18 protein-coding genes are annotated in these 21,363 nt (G+C 69.9%); 10 read left to right on the top strand and 8 right to left on the bottom strand.

What is annotated here, in order from left to right; all coding sequences use genetic code 11:
* Positions 1–27 precede the first annotated feature (27 nt).
* The 3 genes from J0695_RS23215 to J0695_RS23205 all read right to left on the bottom strand — a co-directional run bounded on the left by J0695_RS23215 (position 28) and on the right by J0695_RS23205 (position 4,062).
* Positions 28–1,596, bottom strand: a complete 1,569-nt coding sequence (locus J0695_RS23215; protein WP_307798726.1) for a peptide-N4-asparagine amidase — start codon at positions 1,594–1,596, stop codon at positions 28–30.
* A 71-nt stretch (positions 1,597–1,667) separates the two neighbouring features.
* Positions 1,668–3,032: an FAD-dependent oxidoreductase gene (locus tag J0695_RS23210; protein ID WP_206964317.1), complete on the bottom strand. Its 1,365-nt coding sequence runs from the start codon at positions 3,030–3,032 to the stop codon at positions 1,668–1,670.
* 259 nt (positions 3,033–3,291) lie between these two features.
* Positions 3,292–4,062, bottom strand: coding sequence for a TetR/AcrR family transcriptional regulator (locus J0695_RS23205; RefSeq protein WP_206964315.1), 771 nt, complete (start codon positions 4,060–4,062; stop codon positions 3,292–3,294).
* A 114-nt stretch (positions 4,063–4,176) separates the two neighbouring features.
* Between J0695_RS23205 and J0695_RS23200 the strand changes: the two genes are divergently transcribed.
* Positions 4,177–4,491 carry a putative quinol monooxygenase gene (locus J0695_RS23200; protein ID WP_206964313.1) on the top strand — a complete coding sequence of 105 codons (315 nt, stop codon included), beginning with the start codon at positions 4,177–4,179 and terminating at the stop codon, positions 4,489–4,491.
* A gap of 60 nt (positions 4,492–4,551) precedes the next feature.
* Here the strand turns inward: J0695_RS23200 and J0695_RS23195 are convergent, their stop codons facing one another.
* Positions 4,552–6,006, bottom strand: coding sequence for a glyceraldehyde-3-phosphate dehydrogenase (locus tag J0695_RS23195; protein WP_206964311.1), 1,455 nt, complete (start codon positions 6,004–6,006; stop codon positions 4,552–4,554).
* Positions 6,007–6,243: 237 nt separating this feature from the next.
* Between J0695_RS23195 and J0695_RS23190 the strand changes: the two genes are divergently transcribed.
* A complete protein-coding gene (locus J0695_RS23190) occupies positions 6,244–8,310 on the top strand; it encodes a glycosyl hydrolase family 28-related protein (protein ID WP_206964309.1) in 2,067 nt (688 codons plus the stop codon).
* 19 nt (positions 8,311–8,329) lie between these two features.
* Here the strand turns inward: J0695_RS23190 and J0695_RS23185 are convergent, their stop codons facing one another.
* Both J0695_RS23185 and J0695_RS23180 read right to left on the bottom strand, forming a co-directional pair.
* The gene (locus J0695_RS23185) at positions 8,330–9,142 is read right to left on the bottom strand and encodes a class I SAM-dependent methyltransferase (RefSeq protein WP_206964307.1); all 813 of its coding nucleotides are present in this window, start codon (positions 9,140–9,142) and stop codon (positions 8,330–8,332) included.
* Positions 9,139–10,122, bottom strand: a complete 984-nt coding sequence (locus J0695_RS23180; RefSeq protein WP_206964306.1) for a carboxymuconolactone decarboxylase family protein — start codon at positions 10,120–10,122, stop codon at positions 9,139–9,141. Before J0695_RS23180 ends, J0695_RS23185 begins: the two co-directional genes overlap by 4 nt.
* A 204-nt stretch (positions 10,123–10,326) precedes the next feature.
* On the opposite strand from J0695_RS23180, the gene J0695_RS23175 reads away from it, so the two are divergent.
* Together J0695_RS23175 and J0695_RS23170 are read left to right on the top strand one after the other, a co-directional pair.
* Positions 10,327–11,421 (top strand): sensor histidine kinase, encoded by a 1,095-nt coding sequence (locus J0695_RS23175; protein WP_307798725.1) that lies wholly within the window; start codon positions 10,327–10,329, stop codon positions 11,419–11,421.
* Positions 11,418–12,089: a response regulator gene (locus J0695_RS23170; RefSeq protein WP_206964303.1), complete on the top strand. Its 672-nt coding sequence runs from the start codon at positions 11,418–11,420 to the stop codon at positions 12,087–12,089. The genes J0695_RS23175 and J0695_RS23170 overlap by 4 nt, the downstream gene beginning before the upstream one ends.
* Before the next feature lies 1 nt (position 12,090).
* Here the strand turns inward: J0695_RS23170 and J0695_RS23165 are convergent, their stop codons facing one another.
* Both J0695_RS23165 and lplAB read right to left on the bottom strand, forming a co-directional pair.
* Positions 12,091–12,954: a hypothetical protein gene (locus tag J0695_RS23165; RefSeq protein ID WP_206964301.1), complete on the bottom strand. Its 864-nt coding sequence runs from the start codon at positions 12,952–12,954 to the stop codon at positions 12,091–12,093.
* Positions 12,955–13,059: 105 nt separating this feature from the next.
* The gene (gene lplAB, locus J0695_RS23160) at positions 13,060–14,109 is read right to left on the bottom strand and encodes a lipoate-protein ligase LplAB (RefSeq protein ID WP_206964299.1); all 1,050 of its coding nucleotides are present in this window, start codon (positions 14,107–14,109) and stop codon (positions 13,060–13,062) included.
* A gap of 695 nt (positions 14,110–14,804) precedes the next feature.
* On the opposite strand from lplAB, the gene J0695_RS23155 reads away from it, so the two are divergent.
* The 6 genes from J0695_RS23155 to J0695_RS23130 form a co-directional block, all read left to right on the top strand.
* Positions 14,805–16,310: an ABC transporter substrate-binding protein gene (locus J0695_RS23155; RefSeq protein ID WP_206964297.1), complete on the top strand. Its 1,506-nt coding sequence runs from the start codon at positions 14,805–14,807 to the stop codon at positions 16,308–16,310.
* Complete coding sequence (locus tag J0695_RS23150) at positions 16,307–17,260, top strand: ABC transporter permease (RefSeq protein ID WP_206964295.1); 954 nt, start codon at positions 16,307–16,309, stop codon at positions 17,258–17,260. The genes J0695_RS23155 and J0695_RS23150 overlap by 4 nt, the downstream gene beginning before the upstream one ends.
* A gap of 32 nt (positions 17,261–17,292) precedes the next feature.
* Positions 17,293–18,135, top strand: a complete 843-nt coding sequence (locus J0695_RS23145) for an ABC transporter permease (protein WP_206964319.1) — start codon at positions 17,293–17,295, stop codon at positions 18,133–18,135.
* Complete coding sequence (locus J0695_RS23140) at positions 18,132–19,166, top strand: ABC transporter ATP-binding protein (protein ID WP_206964293.1); 1,035 nt, start codon at positions 18,132–18,134, stop codon at positions 19,164–19,166. The genes J0695_RS23145 and J0695_RS23140 overlap by 4 nt, the downstream gene beginning before the upstream one ends.
* On the top strand, positions 19,163–20,149 hold the full coding sequence (locus J0695_RS23135) for an ABC transporter ATP-binding protein (protein WP_206964291.1): 987 nt from the start codon (positions 19,163–19,165) through the stop codon (positions 20,147–20,149). Before J0695_RS23140 ends, J0695_RS23135 begins: the two co-directional genes overlap by 4 nt.
* 14 nt (positions 20,150–20,163) lie before the next feature.
* The coding region (locus J0695_RS23130; protein ID WP_206964280.1) for a gamma-glutamyltransferase family protein at positions 20,164–21,363 on the top strand (1,200 nt) is incomplete at its 3' end.

Here is a 21,363-nt window from a genome sequence, read left to right as displayed (position 1 = left end):
GCATCGGTGCGGCGGAGGCACCGGGCGTCAGCAGCCGCGTACGTCCTTCGTCAGCACCCCCTGCTCCGTCGCGAGCGTGTGGTCGTAGCACGTGCCGGGAGCCCGGAGCCGGTAGTGCTCACCGGTCGTGGCCACCGCCTTCCGGTCCTCGCGGGCGACGTTGAGGGTGAAGGCGGCGTCACCGCTGTAGGTGTCGTCGATACGGGTGGCGCCGATCCGTGCGTGGTCGCCAATGGACATGATCACGCGCAGGCGGTCGGCGCTGTCGATGGTGAAGCGGCCGTCGAGCGTGTAGGTGCGATCGGTGCGGGAGACATGCCCGTTGGTGGTCACGGCCTGGCGGTCGGTCCACTTCCCGGTCTGGTTGTCCACGGTCTCGTCCGGCGTCCACTGGTGGTCGATCGCGGTGGTGAGCGTCCGCTCGACCGTCGTGGTGACCCGGCCGTGGGAGGTGTTGACGTAACCGGTGACCTTCAGGCGGTCCCCGCCGTCGGTCGCCAGGTGTCGCAGGGTGCCATCCGTGAAGGTGTTGTGCACCGCCGGATCCGTCTTCGCGTACGAGGTCAGGGCGCCCGTCACCACCGACTTGTGCGCGTCCTGCCACACCAGGATGTTCGTCGGCGCACTCCACCCGGACTGCCCGGCAGGAACGCCGGCGACCGACACGTCGACCGAGTGCGCCTTGCCGTCGTTGAGCAGACCCGCGTACGGCGTGAGGTCGACCATCAGGGGCCGCACATCGAAGGCGGTGGGCGACGGAATCACCGACCACAGATACGGCGACCCGCCGCCCGTCCACACATTCGGGAAGGGCGAGGCGACGCCGGCGACCTTCCCGTCGACGCTCACCTGCACCTCGCGGTACGGGCCGCTGTCTCCGCCCTGGCAGGAGTACGACGCGTCAGGGGTGGTCGCCGAGTACCAGAACTCCTCGCAGCCGCCGCCCGATCCGGTGGCGTACACCTCGGCGAGGATCCGCTCGGAGTTGCGCGGAGCGGTGAGCGAGGCGCCGAGCGGGATGACCTGGTCGGGGACGGAGGAGGCGGGGCGGGCGGACCCGTGGGCGGCGTAGAAGGTGAGGGTCACCTTGACGTCGAAGATGCCGGTGTAGGTGTCGTTGACAACGTTACCTATGAGCATGCTGACGGGCTGTGCGCTGCTCAGTGTCTTCTCGTACTGGGTGACGTCCTTCTCGACCGACCAGTTGATCCCGTCCTGCGAGGGCTCGGGCGTGGACGTACGGAAGATGTGCACACCCCCGATGTCCAGATACCCGAGCCGGTCGTACTGCCGCCCCTTCACGTTCCCGTCCATCCGCAGGACCACCTTGGACCAGCGGCCGGGGGAGCCGCAGGCGGTGGGCGGGGTGTAAGTGCCGGTGTACGGGGTGAAGTCCTTGAACTGCGCCTCCGCGACCGTGACCGAGCACGACCTGGTGTGCGGCGTGGCGATGGGCGGGGCCGCGGTCACGGGGTCGTGATAGTCGGTGCCGAACACCGGCGGGACGGTGACCGCGGAGGCGGAAGCGGACACCGCGCCCAGCGACAGGCTGAGCGCGGCGAACAGGCCGGTCATCAAGGGTCTCATGCGTCTCATAAGGCGCAGTGAACACGCAGATCCCCGCAGGGCCAAGAGGAGTTGGCCAACTCTTGATCAATCCGCTCCGGTTACGCGCCGCTCTCGCGGAGCATGTCCTCACGCTCGACGAGCTTGACGCGCTCGCGGCCCTGTGGCTCACCCAGCGCGCGCTCCGCGGCGTCCAGCTTGTACCAGCCCTCCCAGGTGGTGAAGCGGACTCCGTGCTCGGCGAGGAAGGAGTCGACGGCCTCGGGAGCCGGGGCGGCCGGGGCCTGGAGGCGGCCTTCCGCATGGTCGGCGAGGAGGTTGGCGACGGTCTCGTTGGCGTCGCCCTTGGTGTGGCCGATCAGGCCGACCGGGCCGCGCCGGATCCACCCCGTCACGTACGACGACGTGACGTGTGCGCCGGACCCGTCGATCACCCGGCCGCCCTCGTCCGGGACGGTGCCCGAGGCGGCGTCCCAGGGGAGCTTCGGCAGTTCGTCGGAGAGGTAACCGACCGCGCGGTAGACCGAACCCAGGTCCCAGTCCTTGAAGACGCCGATGCCTCTGACGTTGCCGGTGCCGTCCAGCTCGGTGCGCTCGGTACGCAGACCGGTGACCCTGCCGTCCTCGCCGAGGATCTCCACCGGGGACTCGAAGAAGTGCAGGAACAGCTTGTGCGGGCGCTCACCCACGTCGCGGATCGCCCAGTTCTCCAGCGTCTTGGCGACCATGTCGGCCTGCTTGTTGCCGCGCCGGGTGGCGATCGACCCCTCGTCGTAGTCGATGTCCTCGGGGTTGACGATGACCTCGATGGTGGGGGAGTGGTCCAGCTCGCGCAGTTCCATCGGGCTGAACTTGGCCTGAGCCGGGCCGCGCCGGCCGAAGACGTGGATCTCGCGGGCGCGATTGGCCTTCAGACCGTCGTACACATTGGCCGGAATCTCGGTGGGCAGCAGTTCGTCGGCGGTCTTGGCGAGGATGCGGGCCACGTCGAGCGCCACGTTGCCGACACCGAGAACGGCGACCTTCTCGGCATCGAGGGGCCAGGTACGCGGGACGTCGGGGTGGCCGTCGTACCAGGAGACGAAGTCGGCGGCGCCGTAGGAGCCGTCGAGGCCGACGCCCGGGACGGTCAGCGCGCGGTCGGCGGTGGCGCCCGTCGAGAAGATCACCGCGTCGTAGAACGAGCGCAGATCGTCCAGGGAGATGTCGTTCGGGTAGTCGACGTTGCCGAAGAGGCGGACCTGCGGCTTGTCGAGCACCTGGTGCAGCGCGGCGACGATGCCCTTGATCCGCGGGTGGTCGGGTGCCACGCCGTAGCGGATCAGTCCGAACGGGGCGGGCATCCGCTCGAAGAGGTCGATGGAGACGCCGGGAGCGGTGGCGGTGTCGGACTTGAGCAGCGCGTCTGCGGCGTAGATCCCTGCGGGTCCGGCTCCGACGATCGCTACCCGCAGGGGGCGAGGCATGTTCAGGTTCCCTTCGAAGGCGCTGATGAGAGGTGGGTGTGGTGGGCCACCTGTTGCCCGACCTTAAACTAAGGCAAGCCTAAGTCGGCATGTGGGGTCTGTGGGAGTCCGTGGGATGGCGTCGACCCCTTTGGCAGGTGCACGGCAGTCGAACGTTTTGGGAGTGCTCCCAACCGATCGCCGGGTACAGGGCAGGCGGCTGTCACTCCCTGTGGGAAGGGAGGGTGCGGCCTGCTGCTCGTCGAGGCGCTCGCCGGCGCTAGCGCGGCGATGTCCTCCCCGAAGCCGGCGGTTCGGCTTCGGCCGCGCGGGCTCGGCCTTCTCGCAGCTGCTGGGCGGCGGGCGGGCGGGCCGTGACGCCCGCGACGATCAGGTCGATACCGGCAAGGAACTGCACGCGGTCGTCGTGTTCGAGCCCCTGGTCCGCGACCGCTCGGGTGAAGGGGTAGTCCTCGGGGCTGAGCTGTTTCCATGCCCCCGCCACCGTGTCCATGTAGGCGCTGCGGTCGGCTTCCGGTCCGAGGTCGCGGGCGAGTGCGAGGTTCGCCGCGTTCTGGCCGGCGGCGCCGAGGATGTAGTGCATCAGGGCGGACGTCGCAGTGAACCAGCTGCTCGCGGGTGCGTCCAGCGCGGACACCTGTCGGCCGGTGGCCTCGAAGATGCGGGTCGTCACTGGGCCGGTGGGGTTGTGGGAGAGCTGGGTGGTGAGTTGGGGGGCGAGCCAGGGGTGCTCCTCGATCGCATCGAAGAGGCCGAGGGCGACGTCGTGTATCCCTCCCGGCGGCCCGGCCGTCCCTTCGGTCAGCGCGATGGTGACGACGCGGTCTGTGGCCGCGGCTAGGAGTTCGCTTTTGCCGGCCACGTGCCAGTAGATCGCCCCGGGGCCGGTGGCCAGGCGTTCGCTCAGCGATCGGAAGGTCAATCCGCTTTCGCCTGCCGTGTCCAGCAGGCCGATAGCGGCATCGACGATCCGCTCGCGGGACAGGGGGCTGGTGCGCCGCTCGGGCTTCTTGCGCGTCTGTGGTGTCACGTCCCCATTTTGACATCACTGGAACCTCGTTCCACACTCGTTCATGGAACGACATTCCAGCGACGGGGACAGGCTCGCGTCAGATATCCCGACGCGACACAGGAGGACAGAGACATGGCACTGCAGGACCAGCCCGCGTACCTCATCAAGATGCGCGCCAAGCCCGGACTCGGCGACAAGCTGTTCGCGCTGGCCACCGAAGGGATGGAGAAGTCGGGGTCCTCCGACCGATTCATCATCGCCCGCGAGGACGCCGACCCCGACGTGCTGTGGAACATGGAGGTGTTCCGGAGCCACGAGGCCAAGGACGCCTACGAGAACAGTCCCCTCGCCGACGAGCTGCGCGACGAGATCATCGAGCTCCTCGCCGAGCCGCCCATGCGCATCGAAGTCCACCCGTACTCGGCTCTGCCCGACGGACCGGCCTGAGTATGACGGTCAGTACGGCTGGGCAACCGGATGCCGGTGGGCATCCGGTTGCCTCCGGGATCAGGCCGCCGGAACCGGGTAGGTCGGGTACTCCACCCCGGACACGTGCTGGACGACGCGGATGACCTGGCAGGAGTAGCCGAACTCGTTGTCGTACCAGAGGTAGAGGATCGCGTCGTCGCCCTCCACCTTCAAGGCGCCCGCGTCGATGATCGACGAGTGGCGCGAGCCGATGAAGTCGCTCGACACCGCGTCGGGGGCGCTGATGAAGTCGATCTGGCGCTTGAGCGGCGAGGCCAGCGACACATTGCGGAGGTAGTCGAGTACTTCCTCGCGGGTGGTCTCGCGGGCGAGCCGCAGGTTGAGGATCGCGATCGAGACGTTCGGGACCGGGACGCGGATCGAGCTGCCGGTGATCCTCGCCTTGAGGTCGGGCAGCGCCTTGGCGACGGCCGAGGCGGCGCCGGTCTCGGTCAGGACCATGTTCAGCGGCGCTGAGCGGCCTCGGCGGTCGGACTCGTGGTAATTGTCCAGCAGGTTCTGGTCGTTGGTGAACGAGTGGACGGTCTCCACGTGGCCGCGCAGGACGCCGTACTCGTCCGCCATCGCCTTCAGCGGCGGCACGATCGCATTGGTGGTGCAGGACGCGCACGACAGGATCTGCTCGTCCGGCTTGATCGTGTCGTGGTTGACGCCGTGCACGATGTTCGGGACGTCGCCCTTGCCCGGCGCGGTCAGGACGACCTTGTCGATACCGGGGCGCAGGTGCTGCGAGAGGCCCTCGCGGTCGCGCCACTTGCCGGTGTTGTCGATGAGGATGGCGTCCTTGATGCCGTACGCCGTGTAGTCGACCTCGGAAGGGGCGTTGGCGTAGATCACCTTGATCTCGTTGCCGTTGGCGATGATCGTGCTGTTCGCCTCGTCGACGGTGATCGTGCCCTGGAACTGGCCGTGGATGGAGTCCCGGCGCAGCAGCGAGGCGCGCTTGACGAGATCCTCGACGGCCTGCCCGCCGCCCCGGCGTACGACGACGGCGCGCAGGCGCAGACCGTTCCCGGAGCCGGCCTTCTCGATGAGCAGGCGGGCGACGAGGCGGCCGATGCGGCCGAAGCCGTAGAGGACGACGTCACGCGGCTCGCGGCGCTCGATCTTGTTGGCGCCCGTGGCGCCGATGACGGCCCCGGCGGTGAACTCCGCCACCGTCAGGCCTCGGTCGTCGGCCCTGTACGTGGCGGCGAGCATCCCGATGTCGATCTGCGAAGGGCCCAGGTCGAGTGTGGTGAGGGCCTGCAGGAAGGGCAGCGTCTCGGTGACCGAGAGTTCCTCACCCGCGATCTGCCGGGCGAACCGGTGGGTCTTCAGGATGCTGACCACCGACTTGTTCACCAGGGAGCGGCTGTGCAGCAGGACCGTGACGTCCTGCTCCCGGTGCAGCTTCCCGATGACGGGGATCATCGACTCCGCGATCTCCTCGCGGTTCTTCCAGTTGGTGAACGAGTCGTCATTGACAGTCACAAGGTTATCTTTCGAGCTAGGCGGTGCTCATATGCTAACCGTCCGCTGTTTTGATCATGTAATGGGGTTCGCTGCAAAATATCGATGGTCCAACGCAATTCGTCGACATCCAGGCAAAAAATCCTTGCACGAGTCTGGTGCGGCGGGACGCGGGGACTCTAATGTCTCCTCACCCCCGCTGTCCGCCCTGCCTCGAACGTCTCAGGCACGCACCCTCCCGCGAGAAATGAGCCTTCGATGTTACGGAGCACGAGCACCGCACCGGCCGAAGCGAGACCTTCCACCGGACCCCTGAGGAGGGCGGGCGCAACGCTTGCCGCCGTTCTCTGCCTCGGTTCCCTGCTCGGCGGCACAGCCCTCGCCGAAACGGGCGCCTCAGCTCACCCCCAGCCGCCCGTGCTGACCAGAGCGGCCCTCGACCCGTCGCTCGTCCAGGGCCGCGGCGCCGACCTCGCCATGGACGAACAGGAGGCGGAGAGCGCGGCGACGAACGGCACGGTGATCGGGCCGGACCGCACCGCGTACACGCTTCCCGCCGAGGCATCGGGCCGTAAGGCGGTCAAGCTGACACCGGGCCAGCACGTCGAGTTCACGCTGCCCCGGACCGCCGACGCCATCACCGTGCGCTACAGCATTCCGGACGCCCCCGGCGGCGGTGGCATCACCGCGCCCCTCGACGTCACGGTGAACGGCAAGCGCCGCACCACCATGACGCTGACCTCGCAGTACTCCTGGCTCTACAACCAGTATCCGTTCAGCAACGACCCCAACGCCGGTCTGCTGCACTCCGATTGGTGGATCACGGAGTGCTCGTGCGTGCCCGATGCCACGACCCCGGCGCCGGTCATCGCCAAGCCGTTCCGTCCGAACCACTTCTACGACGAACAGCGCCTGCTCCTCGGCCGCACCTACCGCGCCGGCGACACGGTCCGGCTGACGGTTCCCGCCGGGAGCCGCGCCGCCTGGACGGTCATCGACCTGCTCGACTCGCAGCGCGTCGGACCGCCGCATGTCGACGTCCGCGCGGCGAACGTCCTGGCCTTCGGCGCCGACCCGTCGGGCCGGCGCGACTCGGCCGACGCCGTCGAGAGGGCGATCGCGTACGCACAGCGCAAGCACCTCAAGGTCTACCTCCCGCCGGGCACCTACCAGGTGAACCGCCACATCGTCGTCGACAAGGTGACGATCGAGGGCGCGGGCAGCTGGTACACGATCATCAAGGGCCGTCAGATCACCCTCGCCACCCCGGCCCCCGACGGTTCGGTGCACACGGGCGTCGGTTTCTACGGCAAGGACGCATTGGCCGGGGGCAGTTCGGACGTCCACCTCTCCGGGTTCGCCATCGAGGGCGACGTCCGCGAGCGCATCGACACCGACCAGGTGAACGGCGTCGGCGGAGCGATGAGCGACTCGACCGTCACCGGCCTCTACCTCCACCACACCAAGGTGGGCCTGTGGTTCGACGGACCGATGTCGAACCTGCGTGTCACCGGCAATGTCATCGCCGACCAGATCGCCGACGGCCTCAACTTCCACACCGGGGTCACGGACTCGACCGTGGAGAACAACTTCGTCCGCAACACCGGCGACGACGGGCTCGCCATGTGGTCGGAGAAGACCGCGAACGCCCGGAACACCTTCGCCCGCAACACCGTCCAGTCGCCGGTGCTCGCCAACGGCATCGCGATCTACGGCGGCACCGACAACACGGTCTCCGGCAATCTCATCGCCGACCCGGTCCGTGAGGGCAGCGCCCTCCACATCGGATCCCGCTTCGGCGCCCAGGCGTTCACCGGTCGGCTGCGGATCGCCGACAACACCACGGTCCGCGCCGGCACGTACGAGCTGAACTGGAACATCGGCCTCGGCGCGATCTGGATCTACGCGCTGGAGAAGAACATCGACGCGGACATCCAGGTGACCGGGGACCACTTCCTCGACAACACCTACAACGCGGTCATGCTGGTCAGCGACTTCCCGGTGAAGGACCTCTACTCGATCACGAACACCCACTTCAAGGACATCAGGGTCGACGGCACGGGCACCTCGGTCCTCAGCGCCAGGTCGGCCGGATCCGCGTCCTTCGAGAACGTGGACGCCCGCAATGTGGGCGCCGTGGGCGTCAACAACTGCGGGTCGTTCCACTTCACCCCGGCCGGTTCGGAGTTCTCGCTGACGGATCTCGGCGGGAACGACGGAGGCGGCACCACGGGGCCCTGGCTGGCCCCGTGGGAACTGCCGAACACGATCACCTGCGACGACCGCCCGCCCGTCGTCGCACCCCCGGCCCCGTCCGCCTGGTGACCCCGGTGCGGGGCGGCCCCTAGGACCGCTCCGCACCGACCACCCATACTCCGGCACCCATCCGCACGCCGCGTTCCCCCTGTTCGTACGGGAGGAACGCGGCCCGCATCCGCTCCCGCACCTCGCCGGGGACCGTACGGCCCGGGCTGCGGGAGAGGAAGAAGCTGACGGCGTCGTCCGCGTCCCTGCCCCAGACGGTCTCCGTCGCCAAGGGCGTCACGGAGACGTTGCGGAATCCGGCGTCCCACAGGACCTCGCGCACATGCTCCGGGTCGGAGAGAGATGCCATCGCGCGGCCCAACTCATTGTTCCCGACCACCTGTTGGCCCAGCAGTGAGGTCAGCAGCGCGAGTGCCCTCGCCTCCTCGCCGTCAGGGGCGGCCGGCTGCGGGCAGACGAAGGCCAGACGGCCGCCGGGGCGCAGCGCGCGGCCGATGTTGGTGAAGGCCTTGGTGGGGTCGGCGAAGAACATCACCCCGCCGCGGCTGATCGCCACGTCGAATCCCCCCTCGGGGAAGGGGTGGACCTGGGCGTCGCCCAGGACGAAGGAGAGATGCGGAAGCTTGCTGTGCGGCGTGAGCGTGCGGGCCCGCTCCAGCAGGGGATACGAGATGTCGATGCCGACGACCCGGCCGTAACGGGCGCGGCGGGCGGCCGTCCGCGTGACGAAGCCGCTGCCGCAGCCGATGTCGAGCACACGGTCCTGCTCGCCGATCGCGGCCGCCGCGAACAGCGCCCCGTTGACGCCTTCGAGCATGGCGTCGTACCGGCTCTCATGTGCGGCCCAGTGCGCGCCGACCGGTCCGTTCCAGGCTTCTGCGACGGTGTTCATACGGACTGCCCCTCGATGCGGGCGACGGCGGTGATCGCGCCGTACGCGATGAGATGGACCAGACAGTGGTCCCGGTGTTCCGGGCGGCGCCAGGCGGCGACGTCCTCGTCGGTGATGCGGTACGGGGCCAGCGCGGCCAGCAGCGCGAGCCGGGCCCCCGGGCGTTCGGACCGGTCGGGCAGCCAGCCTCCGGTCGGTTCGGGGTGGCTGCCGTCCCAGGCGGCGACCGTCTTGGACACCAGCTCCTGGTCGTCCTCCGACAGCAGGCCGGCACCGGCGCAGGCGGCCGTGAGCAGCGCCGCGTACGCCGTGCCGACCGGGGTGCCGGCCGCCCACGAGGGCTCGGCGACCAGCACGTCGTCGACCAGGGTGTCGTCGAGCAGGGCGAGGCTGTCACCGGGGCTCAGTTCGCGCCGTACCGCACCCGCGACCGTGCGCCCGGCCAGGCTCCGTACGACCCGGAACCTCTGCACATTGCCCGGCAGCATGTTCTCCGTCACCAGCGACGAGACGATGCGGTTGATGAAGTGGAAGGCCAGCGCGGTGCCGAGATAGGCGGGAGTCCGCGCGGCGGGGAAGGGCTTCGGCGTCCGTACGTCCTTGCCCCACGCCAGCAGCCGCGCCTGGTAGGGGTCGGCGGGCACGTCGTCGCGTCCGACGGTCTCCGCGAGGCGGTGGTCGCCGGTGGCGTGCAGCAGCACCGTGTGCGCGTCGATGCAGAACGGGCAGCGGTTGGCGAGGGAGACACCGGCGGCGACGAGTTCCTTCTCCGTACGCGACGTGGCGCCCACCAGCAGCGATTCACGCATCAGCGCCCAGGCCGCGGTCAGGATCGTGGGGGCGTCGGAGAGCACGACGAACGTCGCGGGGTTGTCGATGCCGAAATCGGAGCGCATCTGCGCATAGGCGTCGGCGACGGTCCCGGTCGCGGACTTGGGCGGGGCGGGCGAGGTGTAGCGGAAGGGTCCGTTGGCGGTCATGGCGACGATGGTGTCCGCACGGGCCGCTCCGGGTCGTCGTACGGACGGAGGCAGTCGGGGCTGCGCCCGGTGGCCGGGGCGGGGGCCTTACTACTGCCGTGGGATTAGTGCGGAAGCGGTCTCAGGGGATGAGGCGCCGCGACCGGGGCGCGGTCTATCGTGCCGGTGACCGCCGGAACGAGGGGGACGAGGGGGAGGGGTGCCGTGCACGTGCGAACCGGGCTGAGGGACGCGGGAGTTGCCGCCACGGCCGGCGCTGTCGTACTCATCGCCGACTATGTGGTGCACGGTCCGGGCCCGGACGGGCTCGACTGGCTGCTGATCGTGCTCGGCGCGGTGGGGCTCGCCTTCTTCCAGCGCGTCCCTGCCGTCTCGCTCGCCGTCACCACCGCCTGCATGCTCGGGTACGCCGTCCATGCGGATGCCGGGTCCCTGGCGGCCTTCCCCGTTCTGGCGGGTGTCCACGCCGTGGCCAGCGGAGGGCGCCGTACGGTGGCGGTCGCCGCCGGCGTGACCTTCATGGCCGGCTTCACCGCGACGGGCCCCGGCACGGAGACGGTCGTGCTCCTGATGGGCTGGTTCTTCTGCGCGGCACTGACCGGGGTGGCGGGCAAGAACTGGCAGGCGTATCTGAAGCAGACCGAGGAGCGGGCCGCCGAGGCGGAGCGCACCCGGGAAGAGACCGCGCTGCGCAGGGCGGGGGAGGAGCGGCTGCGGATCGCCCGCGAACTCCACGACTCGCTCACCCACTCCATCTCGATCGTCAAGCTGCAGGCGGGAGTTGCCGTGCACCTGGCGCGCAAGCGCGGCGAGGAGGTGCCGCCCGCACTGCTCGCCATCCAGGAGGCGAGCGGCGAGGCGATGCGGGAGCTGCGCTCGACGCTGGAGGTGCTGCGTACGGACGTCGTCCCGGACGACGCGGGCCTCGCCCGGCTGGAGGACCTGCTCGACCGCGCCCGTACGGCAGGACTCGCCGCGAGGCTGACCGTCACCGGCGGTACGGGACGCACGCTGCCCGCGGAGGTCGACCGGGCCGCGTACCGGATCATCCAGGAGGCGCTGACGAACGTGGCGCGCCATGCGGACCGGGCGGAGACCGGCGTGCAACTCACCTATGGTGAGCGGATGTTGACGGTGTCGGTGGAGGACGAAGGCCCGCCCAGCGGCGAACCCGACCCCGGCACGGGCCTGACCGGGATGCGTGAGCGCGTCACAGCGCTCGGTGGCACGCTGCATGCGGGCCCGCGCTCCGGCGGCGGCTTCACCGTACGGGCCGAACTGCCCCTGGGGGCCGCGTGATCCGGGTGGCGCTCGTCGACGACCAGGCCCTGATGCGCGCCGGATTCCGTGCGCTGCTCGAAGCCGAGGACGGCATCGAGGTGGTGGGTGAGGCGCCGGACGGCCGTCAGGGGGTGGACCTGGTCCGTGCGACGACACCCGATGTCGCGCTGATCGACGTACAGATGCCGGTGATGACGGGCATCGAGGCGACCCGCGAGATCGCCGCCGACCCCGCGCTCTCCGGCGTCCATGTCGTCATCCTCACCAACTACGGCCTGGACGAGTACGTCTTCGAGGCGCTGCGTGCCGGAGCCGCGGGCTTTCTCCTCAAGGACACCGAGCCCGCCGAACTGCTCCGCGCCATCCAGGTCGCGGCCCGCGGCGACGCACTGCTCTCCCCGGCGATCACCCGCCGGCTGATCGGCGAGTTCGTCGCCCGTCCGCCGGACCGTGCGACCGCGCCGGGCCTGGAGACCCTCACCCGCCGCGAGTGCGAGGTGACGGCGCTGGCGGCCAAGGGGCTGACGAACGAGGAGATCGCCGCGCACATGGTCATCAGCCCCTTCACCGCCAAGACCCACATCAGCCGCGCGATGACCAAGCTGGGCGCCCGCGACCGGGCCCAACTGGTCGTGTTCGCCTATGAGTCGGGGCTGGTCGTGGCGCAGGGCAACCAGTCCTGCTGACTCAGCGGTCCGCGTCCGGACGCCACCCGGGGACGGAGTCCGCCGCCTCCCGCAACCATGCCTGCGGCCCGCCCGGCAGCGGCCAGGCGCGGGTCATGCAGGGGGAGGTCCCCATGGAGTGCAGGTCGTCGGCGAACCGTCGGCTCTCGCCCGCGATCCGGCTCCCGGCGAGTGGTTCGCCCTCCACGCGCTGCTTCTCGAAGTGGGCGATCCGCTTCTCGTACTCGACCGTGCGCGGACCCGAGACCCACTCCACCCACGCGTCGGAGGTCGCGCGGCCCAGGATCACGACCGAAGGACGCCCGCCCTCGGCCAGCGCGGCGACGAGTCGTTCGTGACCGTCCAGCACCACAAGGGAGTTGAGGCCGCTCAGCCACCACAGCAGCACGGGCGGCAGCACGCCCTCACGGTACTGGCGCCGGAAGGCCTTCACCCGCGCGGAGTCCGGGGCGGACAGGGTGCGCAGAGGCAGGACGTCCCTGGCGTCCTCGACCGGGTCGCCGTAGCCGAACCAGGTGAGGTGGCCGCGGTCGGGATCGTACGAGAGCAGCTCCGGCCAGTGCCGCTCGACGGTCCACCCGGGCATGCCGTTCACCAGCTGCCAGTCACCCTCGTGCAGAGGCCCGTTGGCGCTCGTACCGAGCCATTCGGCGAAGTGGTGCGCCCAGCGCGCGGACCAGGCGTCCTCATCCGGGGAGGCCTCGCGGAGGGCGCGGGCCAGGTCGGCGCGCGGGTGTGGCAGCGGGGAGACGTAGCTTCCGGTGCGCGCGTAGTGCACACCGCGATGGGTGACGCGCTGGACCGCGAAGAGCACCGGTTCGCCGTGCTGGCGCAGCAGCATCCGCCGCCCGTCCGCGGTCTCCATCCGGAGTGAAGGTACGGACGGCTCCGCCACCTTCAGGGACAGTCCTCTCCAGCGGTCGGTGCGTTCCATCTCTCCCTCTGTGTCCTGCGATCACGTGTCCTGCGATCACGGCACGCGCGCGGTCCACTCCGGTGTGGAGAACTTCGTCTCCGCGAGCTCCCGTGCGGCGGTGATCTCCGTGTCCGTGACCTTGCCCTCCGCGAGACCGTACCGGGAACGGAAGGAGGCGACCATCCGCTCGATCACTGCCTCGCGCGTCAGGCCGGTCTGGCGGCGCAGCGGGTCCACGCGCTTCTTCGCGCTCTTCGTCCCCTTGTCGGAGAGCTTCTCCTTGCCGATGCGCAGCACGTCGAGCATCTTGTCGGCGTCGATGTCGTACGCCATCGTCACGTGGTGCAGCACGCCCCCGCCCGCGATCCGCTTCTGCGCGGCCCCGGCGATCTTGCCCGCGTCCGTGGCGATGTCGTTGAGCGGCTGGTACCAGGCCTTGATGCCCATGTCGCCGAGTGCGGCGAGCACCCAGTCGTCCAGATAGGCGTAACTGTCGGCGAAGGAGAGGCCCGAGACCAGGGAGTCGGGGACGGAGAGGGAGTAGGTGATGGTGTTGCCGGGCTCGATGAACATCGCGCCGCCTCCGCTGATCCTGCGGACGACCGTGATGCCGTGGCGCTCGGCGCCGTCGGGGTCGACCTCGTTGCTCAGGGACTGGAAGGAGCCGATGACCACCGCGGGTGCGGCCCACTCCCAGACGCGCAGGGTCGGCGGGCGGCGGCCCGCGGCGACCTCGGCGGTGAGGACTTCGTCCAGGGCCATGTGGAGGGCGGGGGACTGCGGGGGCTCATGGATGAGCTGCCAGTCGTAGTCGGTCCAGTCGGTGGCCTGGGAGAGCGCGCGGCGTACGGCGACCGCGATGCCGTCGGAGGTGAGTCCGTACATCGTCGTGCCTGCGGGGAGGGCCGCTTCGACACGGGCCGCGAGCCCGGCCGCGTCGGTGTCGGACGGGGCGCCCTCCAGGGCCCGGTCGATGGCGAGGATCGCCTCGTCGGGCTCCAGGAAGAAGTCCCCTGCGACGCGGACGTTCCGCAGGGCGCCGTCCCGCACATCGACGTCCACGACGACCAGCTTGCCGCCGGGGACCTTGTACTCACCGTGCACTGGGTGCCTCCATCCGTTGCGTTGCGCGCAGGGGGAACGCTAGGGGGTGTCCGGCGGATCATGTCGCGGTCGCGCTGGTCTGGCACGCACTCCCCCAAGCTCTTAAGGAGCAGGGGGGACCCCCTCCGGCGTTGTCGTCGGTTGCCAACTTCCCCAAGCTCTCGGCTTCTTCCCCAAGCTCTCAACTTCGTTCGAGCAGGGGAGGCCCCATTGAGCAGGGGAGGCCCCATTCGCGTTGTCGCCCTCCTCCGCCTTGCAGCTGCACACACCAGACCACCGCTCACCAGCAGTGAAAGGCTCAATGCCGAGCAAGGGCGACCTGATCCGCCGGCCCCCCTAGCCGCGGGACGGTTCATTCCTCGCGATTCGGGCGCGGGCGGGTCCGGGTACGGCTGACTGGCCGTTCAGGAAGGTGGCGTGGGGGAGTGCGTAGGCGAGACACTTAGGTGTCACATGCACCTTTTGCCGTGCCCCGTTACCCGATCTTCATCGCGAGGCGTCCGGCATGTGGACAAGGGCCTTGTTCTGCGGACTGTATGCGAAATACGGTCTGCGGTATCCCTTGATCATCCCCTGGCGGGAGGTAGTTCCTCGTGCGCCGAAACGCGGTTGCCCTGGTGGCAGTTGCCTTGGTGTCCCTATTGTCCGGCTGTACGTCACTCCAGTCCTCGGCGACCCAGGTCGGCGGAGAACGGATGACGGACACCCGGCCCGTGCGTGACGGCGGCACGCTGACCGTCGCGCTCGCATCCGATCCCGACAAGCTCGACCCGAGCCTGGCGCAGACCCTCGTCGGGCGGACCGTCTTCTCCTCCATGTGCGAGAAGCTGTACGACATCGACGAGCACGGTGCCGTCGTGCCCCAGCTCGCCGCGGCGCTGCCGAAGACGTCGAAGGACGGGCTCACCGTCACCGTTCAGCTGCGCGACGGGCTGAAGTTCAGCGACGGCACGAGCCTGGACGCGCGGTCCGTCGTCACTTCCCTGCTGCGCCACCGCGATCTGCCCGGCTCCGCACGCGCGACCGAGCTCGCCCCGCTGAAGAGCGTGGCGGCCACCGGTCCGTACACCGTGGAGCTGAAGCTCAGGCAGCCGTACACCCCGCTCATCGGCGTGCTCGCCGACCGGTCGGGGATGGTGATGTCCCCCACCGCGCTCAAGAAGTACGGGAAGAACTTCACCAACCACCCCTCCTGTGTCGGCCCGTTCACGTTCGTCGAGCGGGTCGGCGGCGACCGGATCGTGCTGAAGAAGGACCCGGACTACTACGACGCCGACAAGGTCCACCTCGACCGGCTGATCTACAAGCCGATCCCCGATGGCAGCGTCCGCCTCGCCAATCTGCGCTCCGGCGACATCCAGGTCGGTGACCAGATGACGCCGGTCGACGTGCGCAGCGCGCTCACCGAGTCCAAGCTCCAGCTCTTCAACTCGCCCTCGCTCGGCTACCAGGGCATCGGGCTGAACGTCGGCAACGTGAAGGGGACCGGCGAGAAGCCGGGGAAGATCGACAGCCCGCTCGCCCGCGATGTGCGCGTCCGCGAGGCCTTCGAGCTGTCGATCGACCGGGACGTCCTCAACAAGGTCGTCTTCCAGGGGATGTACGAGCCCGCCTGCGGGCCCGTGTCGCCCGAGTCCGCCATCGCCCCCGGCGTGCCGGCAGCGCAGTGCCCCAAGCGCGATGTCGCCAAGGCCAGGCGGCTGTTGAAGGAGGCCGGGGTGAAGACCCCGGTGCGGATCGAGTTCAAGGTCTCCACGACGCCCGAGTCCAGCCGGGTCGGCCAGGTCGTCCAGGCCATGGCCAAGGAGGCCGGTTTCGACATCGAGCTGCGGCCGATGGAGTACGCGACGCTCCTGGACGAGACCGACGCCGGGCACTACGACGCCTTCACCAGCGGCTGGTCCGGGCGGCTCGACCCCGACGGGAACATCGCCAGCTTCCTGAAGACACAGGGCGCGATGAACGCGTACGGACTCTCCGATCCGAAGATCGACCAGCTCATCGCGCAGGGCCGCGCCGAGGCCGACCCGGTGCAGCGCACCAAGATCTATGGGGAGCTGTCGCAGAGCGTGCGCGACGCGCACACCCTCATCTACCTCTACCGGCAGAAGAACTACATCGTCGCCACCAAGTCCGTCTCGGGCATCCGGGTCTACGGCGACGGTCTGGTCCGAGTCAAGACTGCGGGGTACACCCGGTGACGAAGTACCTGCTGACGCGGTTGCGTCAGTCCCTCATCACCCTCTTCCTGGTCAGCGTCGTCGTCTTCGCCGGGATCCGCGCCCTGCCCGGCGACCCGGCGCTCGCCATGGCGGGCGAGGAACGCAGCCCGGCCGCGCTCGCCGCGATCCGGCAGAGCTATGGGCTCAACGACAACATCGTGGTGCAGTACGGGCGGTACATCGGGCACGCCCTCACAGGTGACCTCGGCACCTCCTCCCGTACCGGACTGCCCGTCGCGGACGCCATCGCGGCTGCTCTGCCCGTCACCCTGGAACTCTCCGCGCTGGCCCTGCTGCTGGCCGTCGTGGTCGGCATCGGTGCGGGCATCGTCGCGGCTGTCCGGCGCGGGAAGCCCGCCGAGTGGTTCGCCAACGCCATCGCGCTCCTCGGGCTCTCGATCCCGACCTTCTGGCTCGGCATGGTCCTGGTGCTCGCCTTCGCGATCGCCCTGCCGGTCTTCGCCGCATCCGGGTACGTGCCCTTCGGCACCGACCCGCTCGACAACCTGCGGCGCATGGTGCTCCCCGCGATCGTCCTGGGATCGGGGCTCGCGGCCGTCGTGATGCGCCAGACCCGGGCCGCCATGCTCGACTCGCTGTCGGCCGACTATGTCCGTACGGCCAGGGCCAAGGGCCTCAGGCGGCGGGAGGTCATCGGCGCCCACGCGCTGCGCAATTCCCTCGTGACCGTGGTGACCGTCCTCGGTCTGCAGCTCGGGCACCTGATATCCGGCGCCGTCGTCACCGAGCAGATCTTCGTCCTCCCGGGCTTCGGAAAGCTCACCATCGACGCCGTCTTCACCCGTGACTACGCGACGCTGCAAGGCGTGGTGCTCTGCACCTCCGCCGCGTACATCCTCATCAACCTGCTGGTCGACGTGCTGTATTCGGTGATCGACCCGCGCATCCGGCTCGGAGGCGCCAAGTGACCACAGCCGTACGCGTACCGCGTACCTCGCGCATGTCCGTCGGCGGCGCCAAGCTCCGCGCCCTGCGCAGGAACCGGCTCGCCCTCACCGGCGGCGTCATCGCGGCGGTCTTCGTGATCGTCGCGCTCTGCGCCCCGCTCATCGCGCCCTACGACCCGGCGCAGCCCGACTTCAACAACGCGCTCGCCGGGCCCGGCTGGGCGCACTGGCTGGGCACCGACGACCTCGGGCGCGACCAGCTGTCGAGGGTCGTGTTCGGGGCGAGGGCGTCCATGCAGGTCGGCGTGCTCGCCGTACTGCTGGCGTTCCTCGTCGGCGTACCGCTGGGGCTGGCCGCCGGCTACTACGGCAAGCTCACCGACGGCGCGGTCTCCCGTCTCACCGACACCATGCTCGCCTTCCCCTTCCTGGTCCTCGCGGTCGGACTCGCCGCGATCCTGGGCCCCTCGCTCACCAACGCGACCATCGCGATCGGCATCTCGCAGATCCCGGCGGTCATCCGGATCACCCGGGCCGAGACGCTGCGGCTCAAGCACGCCGACTACGTGGCCGCCGCGGTCGCCAACGGCGGCGGCGACGGGACCGTGCTCTTCGGGCACATCCTTCCCAACGCCACCTCCGCGCTGATCGTCCAGGCCACCGTCGGCGTACCCGCCGCGATCATCGGCGAGGCGCTGCTGAGCTTCCTGGGCCTGGGCGTCCAGCCGCCCGACGCCTCGCTCGGCGTGATGCTCGCCAGCGCCCAGTCCTTCCTGGCGCCCGCGCCCTGGATGGCGGTCTTCCCCGGCCTCGCGATCGTGGCCGCGACGCTCGCCTTCAATCTGCTCGGCGACGGACTCCGTGACGTCCTCGACCCCCGTGGAGCCACCCGATGAGCCCCGATCCCGTACGCGAAGAGCCCGTCCTCAGCGTCCGCGACCTCTCCGTCTCCTTCCGCTCGGGCGAACGCACCGTGCACGCCGTCGACCATGTCTCGTACGACCTCAAGCGCGGCGAAGTCCTCGCGGTGGTCGGCGAGTCGGGCTGCGGGAAGTCCGTGACCTCCATGGCGGTCATGGGGCTGCTGCCGCCCACCGCCACGATCACGGGCTCGGTGCGGCTCGGCGGGCGGGAGCTCGCGGGGGCCCCGGACAAGGAACTCCAGAAGGTACGCGGCAACGACATCGCGATGATCTTCCAGGAGCCGATGACCTCGCTCAACCCGGTGCTCACCATCGGCCGCCAGATCGGCGAGGTCCTGCGCAGGCACCAGGGTCTCAACCGCAAGCAGGCCAGGGAGAAGTCCGTCGAACTGCTCACGCTGGTCGGCATTCCCGCGCCCAGGCAGCGCATCGAGGAGTACCCGCACCAGCTCAGCGGCGGCATGCGCCAGCGCGTGATGATCGCCATCGCGGTCGCCTGCGACCCGGCCGTACTGATCGCGGACGAGCCGACCACCGCACTGGACGTCACCGTCCAGGCGGGCATCCTGGAGGTGCTGCAGTCCCTGCGCGAGCGGCTCGGCACGGCCATCGTGCTGATCACCCACGACCTCGGCGTGGTGGCCGACTCGGCGGACCGGGTGCTGGTCATGTACGCGGGACGGGCCGTCGAACAGGCCCCGGTGGACGAGCTGTTCGCCGCACCCCGCCACCCGTACACCCGCGGTCTGCTCGGTGCCGTACTGAAGCCGGGAGCACATGCGGGAGGCACGAAACGGCGCCTTCCGGAGATCCCCGGTCTCGTCCCGAGCCTCACCGAACAGCCGGACGCCTGCACCTTCGCGCCCCGGTGCACGCTCGCCGACGAGCAGTGCACGACCCGGCGGCCCGGCTTCAGGGCCGTGGAACTCACGGCAGGGGCCGACGCCCGGCACAAGGCCGCCTGCTGGCACGCGAACACGATGACGAAGGAGGTCGTACGGTGACCGATCCCGTACTCGAACTGGGCGAGCTGACCCGGCACTTCGGGCCCGTGCGCGCCGTCGACGGCGTCTCGATCACCGTAGGGCGCGGCGAAGTCGTCGGCCTGGTGGGGGAGTCGGGCAGCGGCAAGTCGACCGTCGGCCGGTGTGCCGTACGCCTCGACGAGCCGACCGGCGGCACGGTCCGTATCAACGGCACCGACGTCACCCGGATGTCGCGGCGCGCCCTGCGGCCGCTGCGCAAGGACTTCCACCTGGTCTTCCAGGACCCCTCGTCCTCGCTCGACCCGCGCATGACCATCGGGCAGATCATCGCCGAGCCGATCAAGCTGCACGGCCTGGCGAAGGGTGATGCGGTACGGGCACGGGTCGAGGAGCTCCTCGGCCAGGTCGGGCTCCGCCCCGAGCACGCCGACCGCCACCCGCACGAACTCTCCGGCGGCCAGCGCCAGCGCATCTCTATCGCGCGCGCCCTCTCCGTCGACCCCGACCTCCTCGTCGCGGACGAGCCGACCTCGGCGCTCGACGTCTCCGTGCAGGCGTCGGTCCTCAACCTGCTCGCCGACCTCCAGCGGGACAGGGGCTTCGGCTGTCTGTTCATCACGCACGACCTGGCGGCCGTCGAGTTCCTCGCGGACCGGATCGCCGTGATGTACCTCGGGCAGATCGTCGAACAGGCCCCGACCGCCGAACTGTTCGCCGACCCCAAGCACCCCTACACTCAGGCGCTGCTCTCCGCGGCGCCCGTACCCGACCCGGTCACCCAGCGCACGCGCGAGCGCATCGTGCTCAACGGTGAGCTGCCGAGCCCGCTCGACCCCCCGGCCGGCTGCCGTTTCCACACCCGCTGCCCGCTCGCCGTGGACCGCTGTCGCACCGAGGTCCCCGAGCTGCGCACCCTCGACGGCGGACGCCAGGTCTCCTGCCATCTCGTCGCCGAGGACGGCACCGCGCCCGACGCGTCGTCCCCCGTACACGCCAACTGACGGAGAAACACCGCATGTTCACCACCCGGCCGACCCTCCAAGGCACCTTCGGCATGGTGTCGTCCACCCACTGGCTCGCCTCCCAGTCCGCGATGGCCGTCCTTGAAGACGGCGGAAACGCCTTCGACGCCGCCGTCGCGGCCGGCTTTGTCCTGCATGTCGTCGAGCCGCACCTCAACGGTCCCGCGGGCGACCTCCCCGTCATCCTCGCGCCGGTCGGCGGCGAGGTGCGGGTGCTCTGCGGGCAGGGCGTCGCGCCCGCGGGCGCGAGCGTCGAGCACTACCGTTCGCTCGGCCTCGAACTGGTCCCCGGCACAGGCCCGCTGGCCGCAGCCGTGCCCGGCGCCTTCGACGCCTGGATGGTCCTGCTGCGCGACCACGGCACCAAGACCCTCGCCGAGGTGCTGAAGTACGCCATCGGATACGCGGAGGACGGGCACGCCCCCGTCGAGCGCATCGGCCAGACCGTCGAGACCGTACGGGAACTCTTCGAGACCGAGTGGCCTTCGTCGGCGGCGATCTACCTCCCCAGGGGCCGCTCGCCGCAGCCCGGCGAGCTCTTCCGTAACCCCGCGCTCGCCGCGACCTGGCGCCGGGTGATCACCGAGTCGGCATCGGACGACCGCGTCACGCAGATCGAGGCGGCCCGGAAGATCTGGAGCGAGGGCTTCATCGCCGAGGCGCTGGTACGCCAGTCCGACCGGCCCACCCTCGACACCAGCGGCAAGCGCAACACCGGCACCCTGACCGCCGCCGACCTGGCCGGCTGGGAAGCGACGTACGAGGCCCCGGCGACGTACGACTGGAACGGCTGGACGCTCTGCAAGGCGGGCGGCTGGAGCCAGGGACCGTCCTTCCTCCAGCAGCTCGCGATCCTGCCGGCCGAGCTGCCGCAGTACGGTTCCGCCGACTACGTCCACCTCCTCGTCGAGGGCTGCAAGCTCGCGATGGCCGACCGCGAGGCCTGGTACGGGGACGCCGCCGAGGCGCCCATCGACGCGCTGCTCTCGGACACGTACAACGACGCGCGCCGCGCTCTGATCGGCGAAGTGGCCTCCCGCGAGCTGCGTCCCGGCAGCCCCGAAGGCCGTGAGCCCCGGCTCAGCAAGCAGGCGTACGCCATCGCCGCGGGCGAGGGCGGCTTCGACGCCATGGGGATCGTCGCCGGCGCGGGCGAGCCCACCGTCGCCAAGGACGGCGCGACCCGCGGCGAC

It is taken from the genome of Streptomyces beijiangensis, assembly GCF_017315755.1.
In the GTDB taxonomy this organism is placed as follows: Bacteria; Actinomycetota; Actinomycetes; order Streptomycetales; family Streptomycetaceae; genus Streptomyces; species Streptomyces beijiangensis.
The sequence above is the reverse complement of the archived record's forward strand: the minus strand, read 5'-3'. Positions and strand labels throughout refer to the sequence as shown.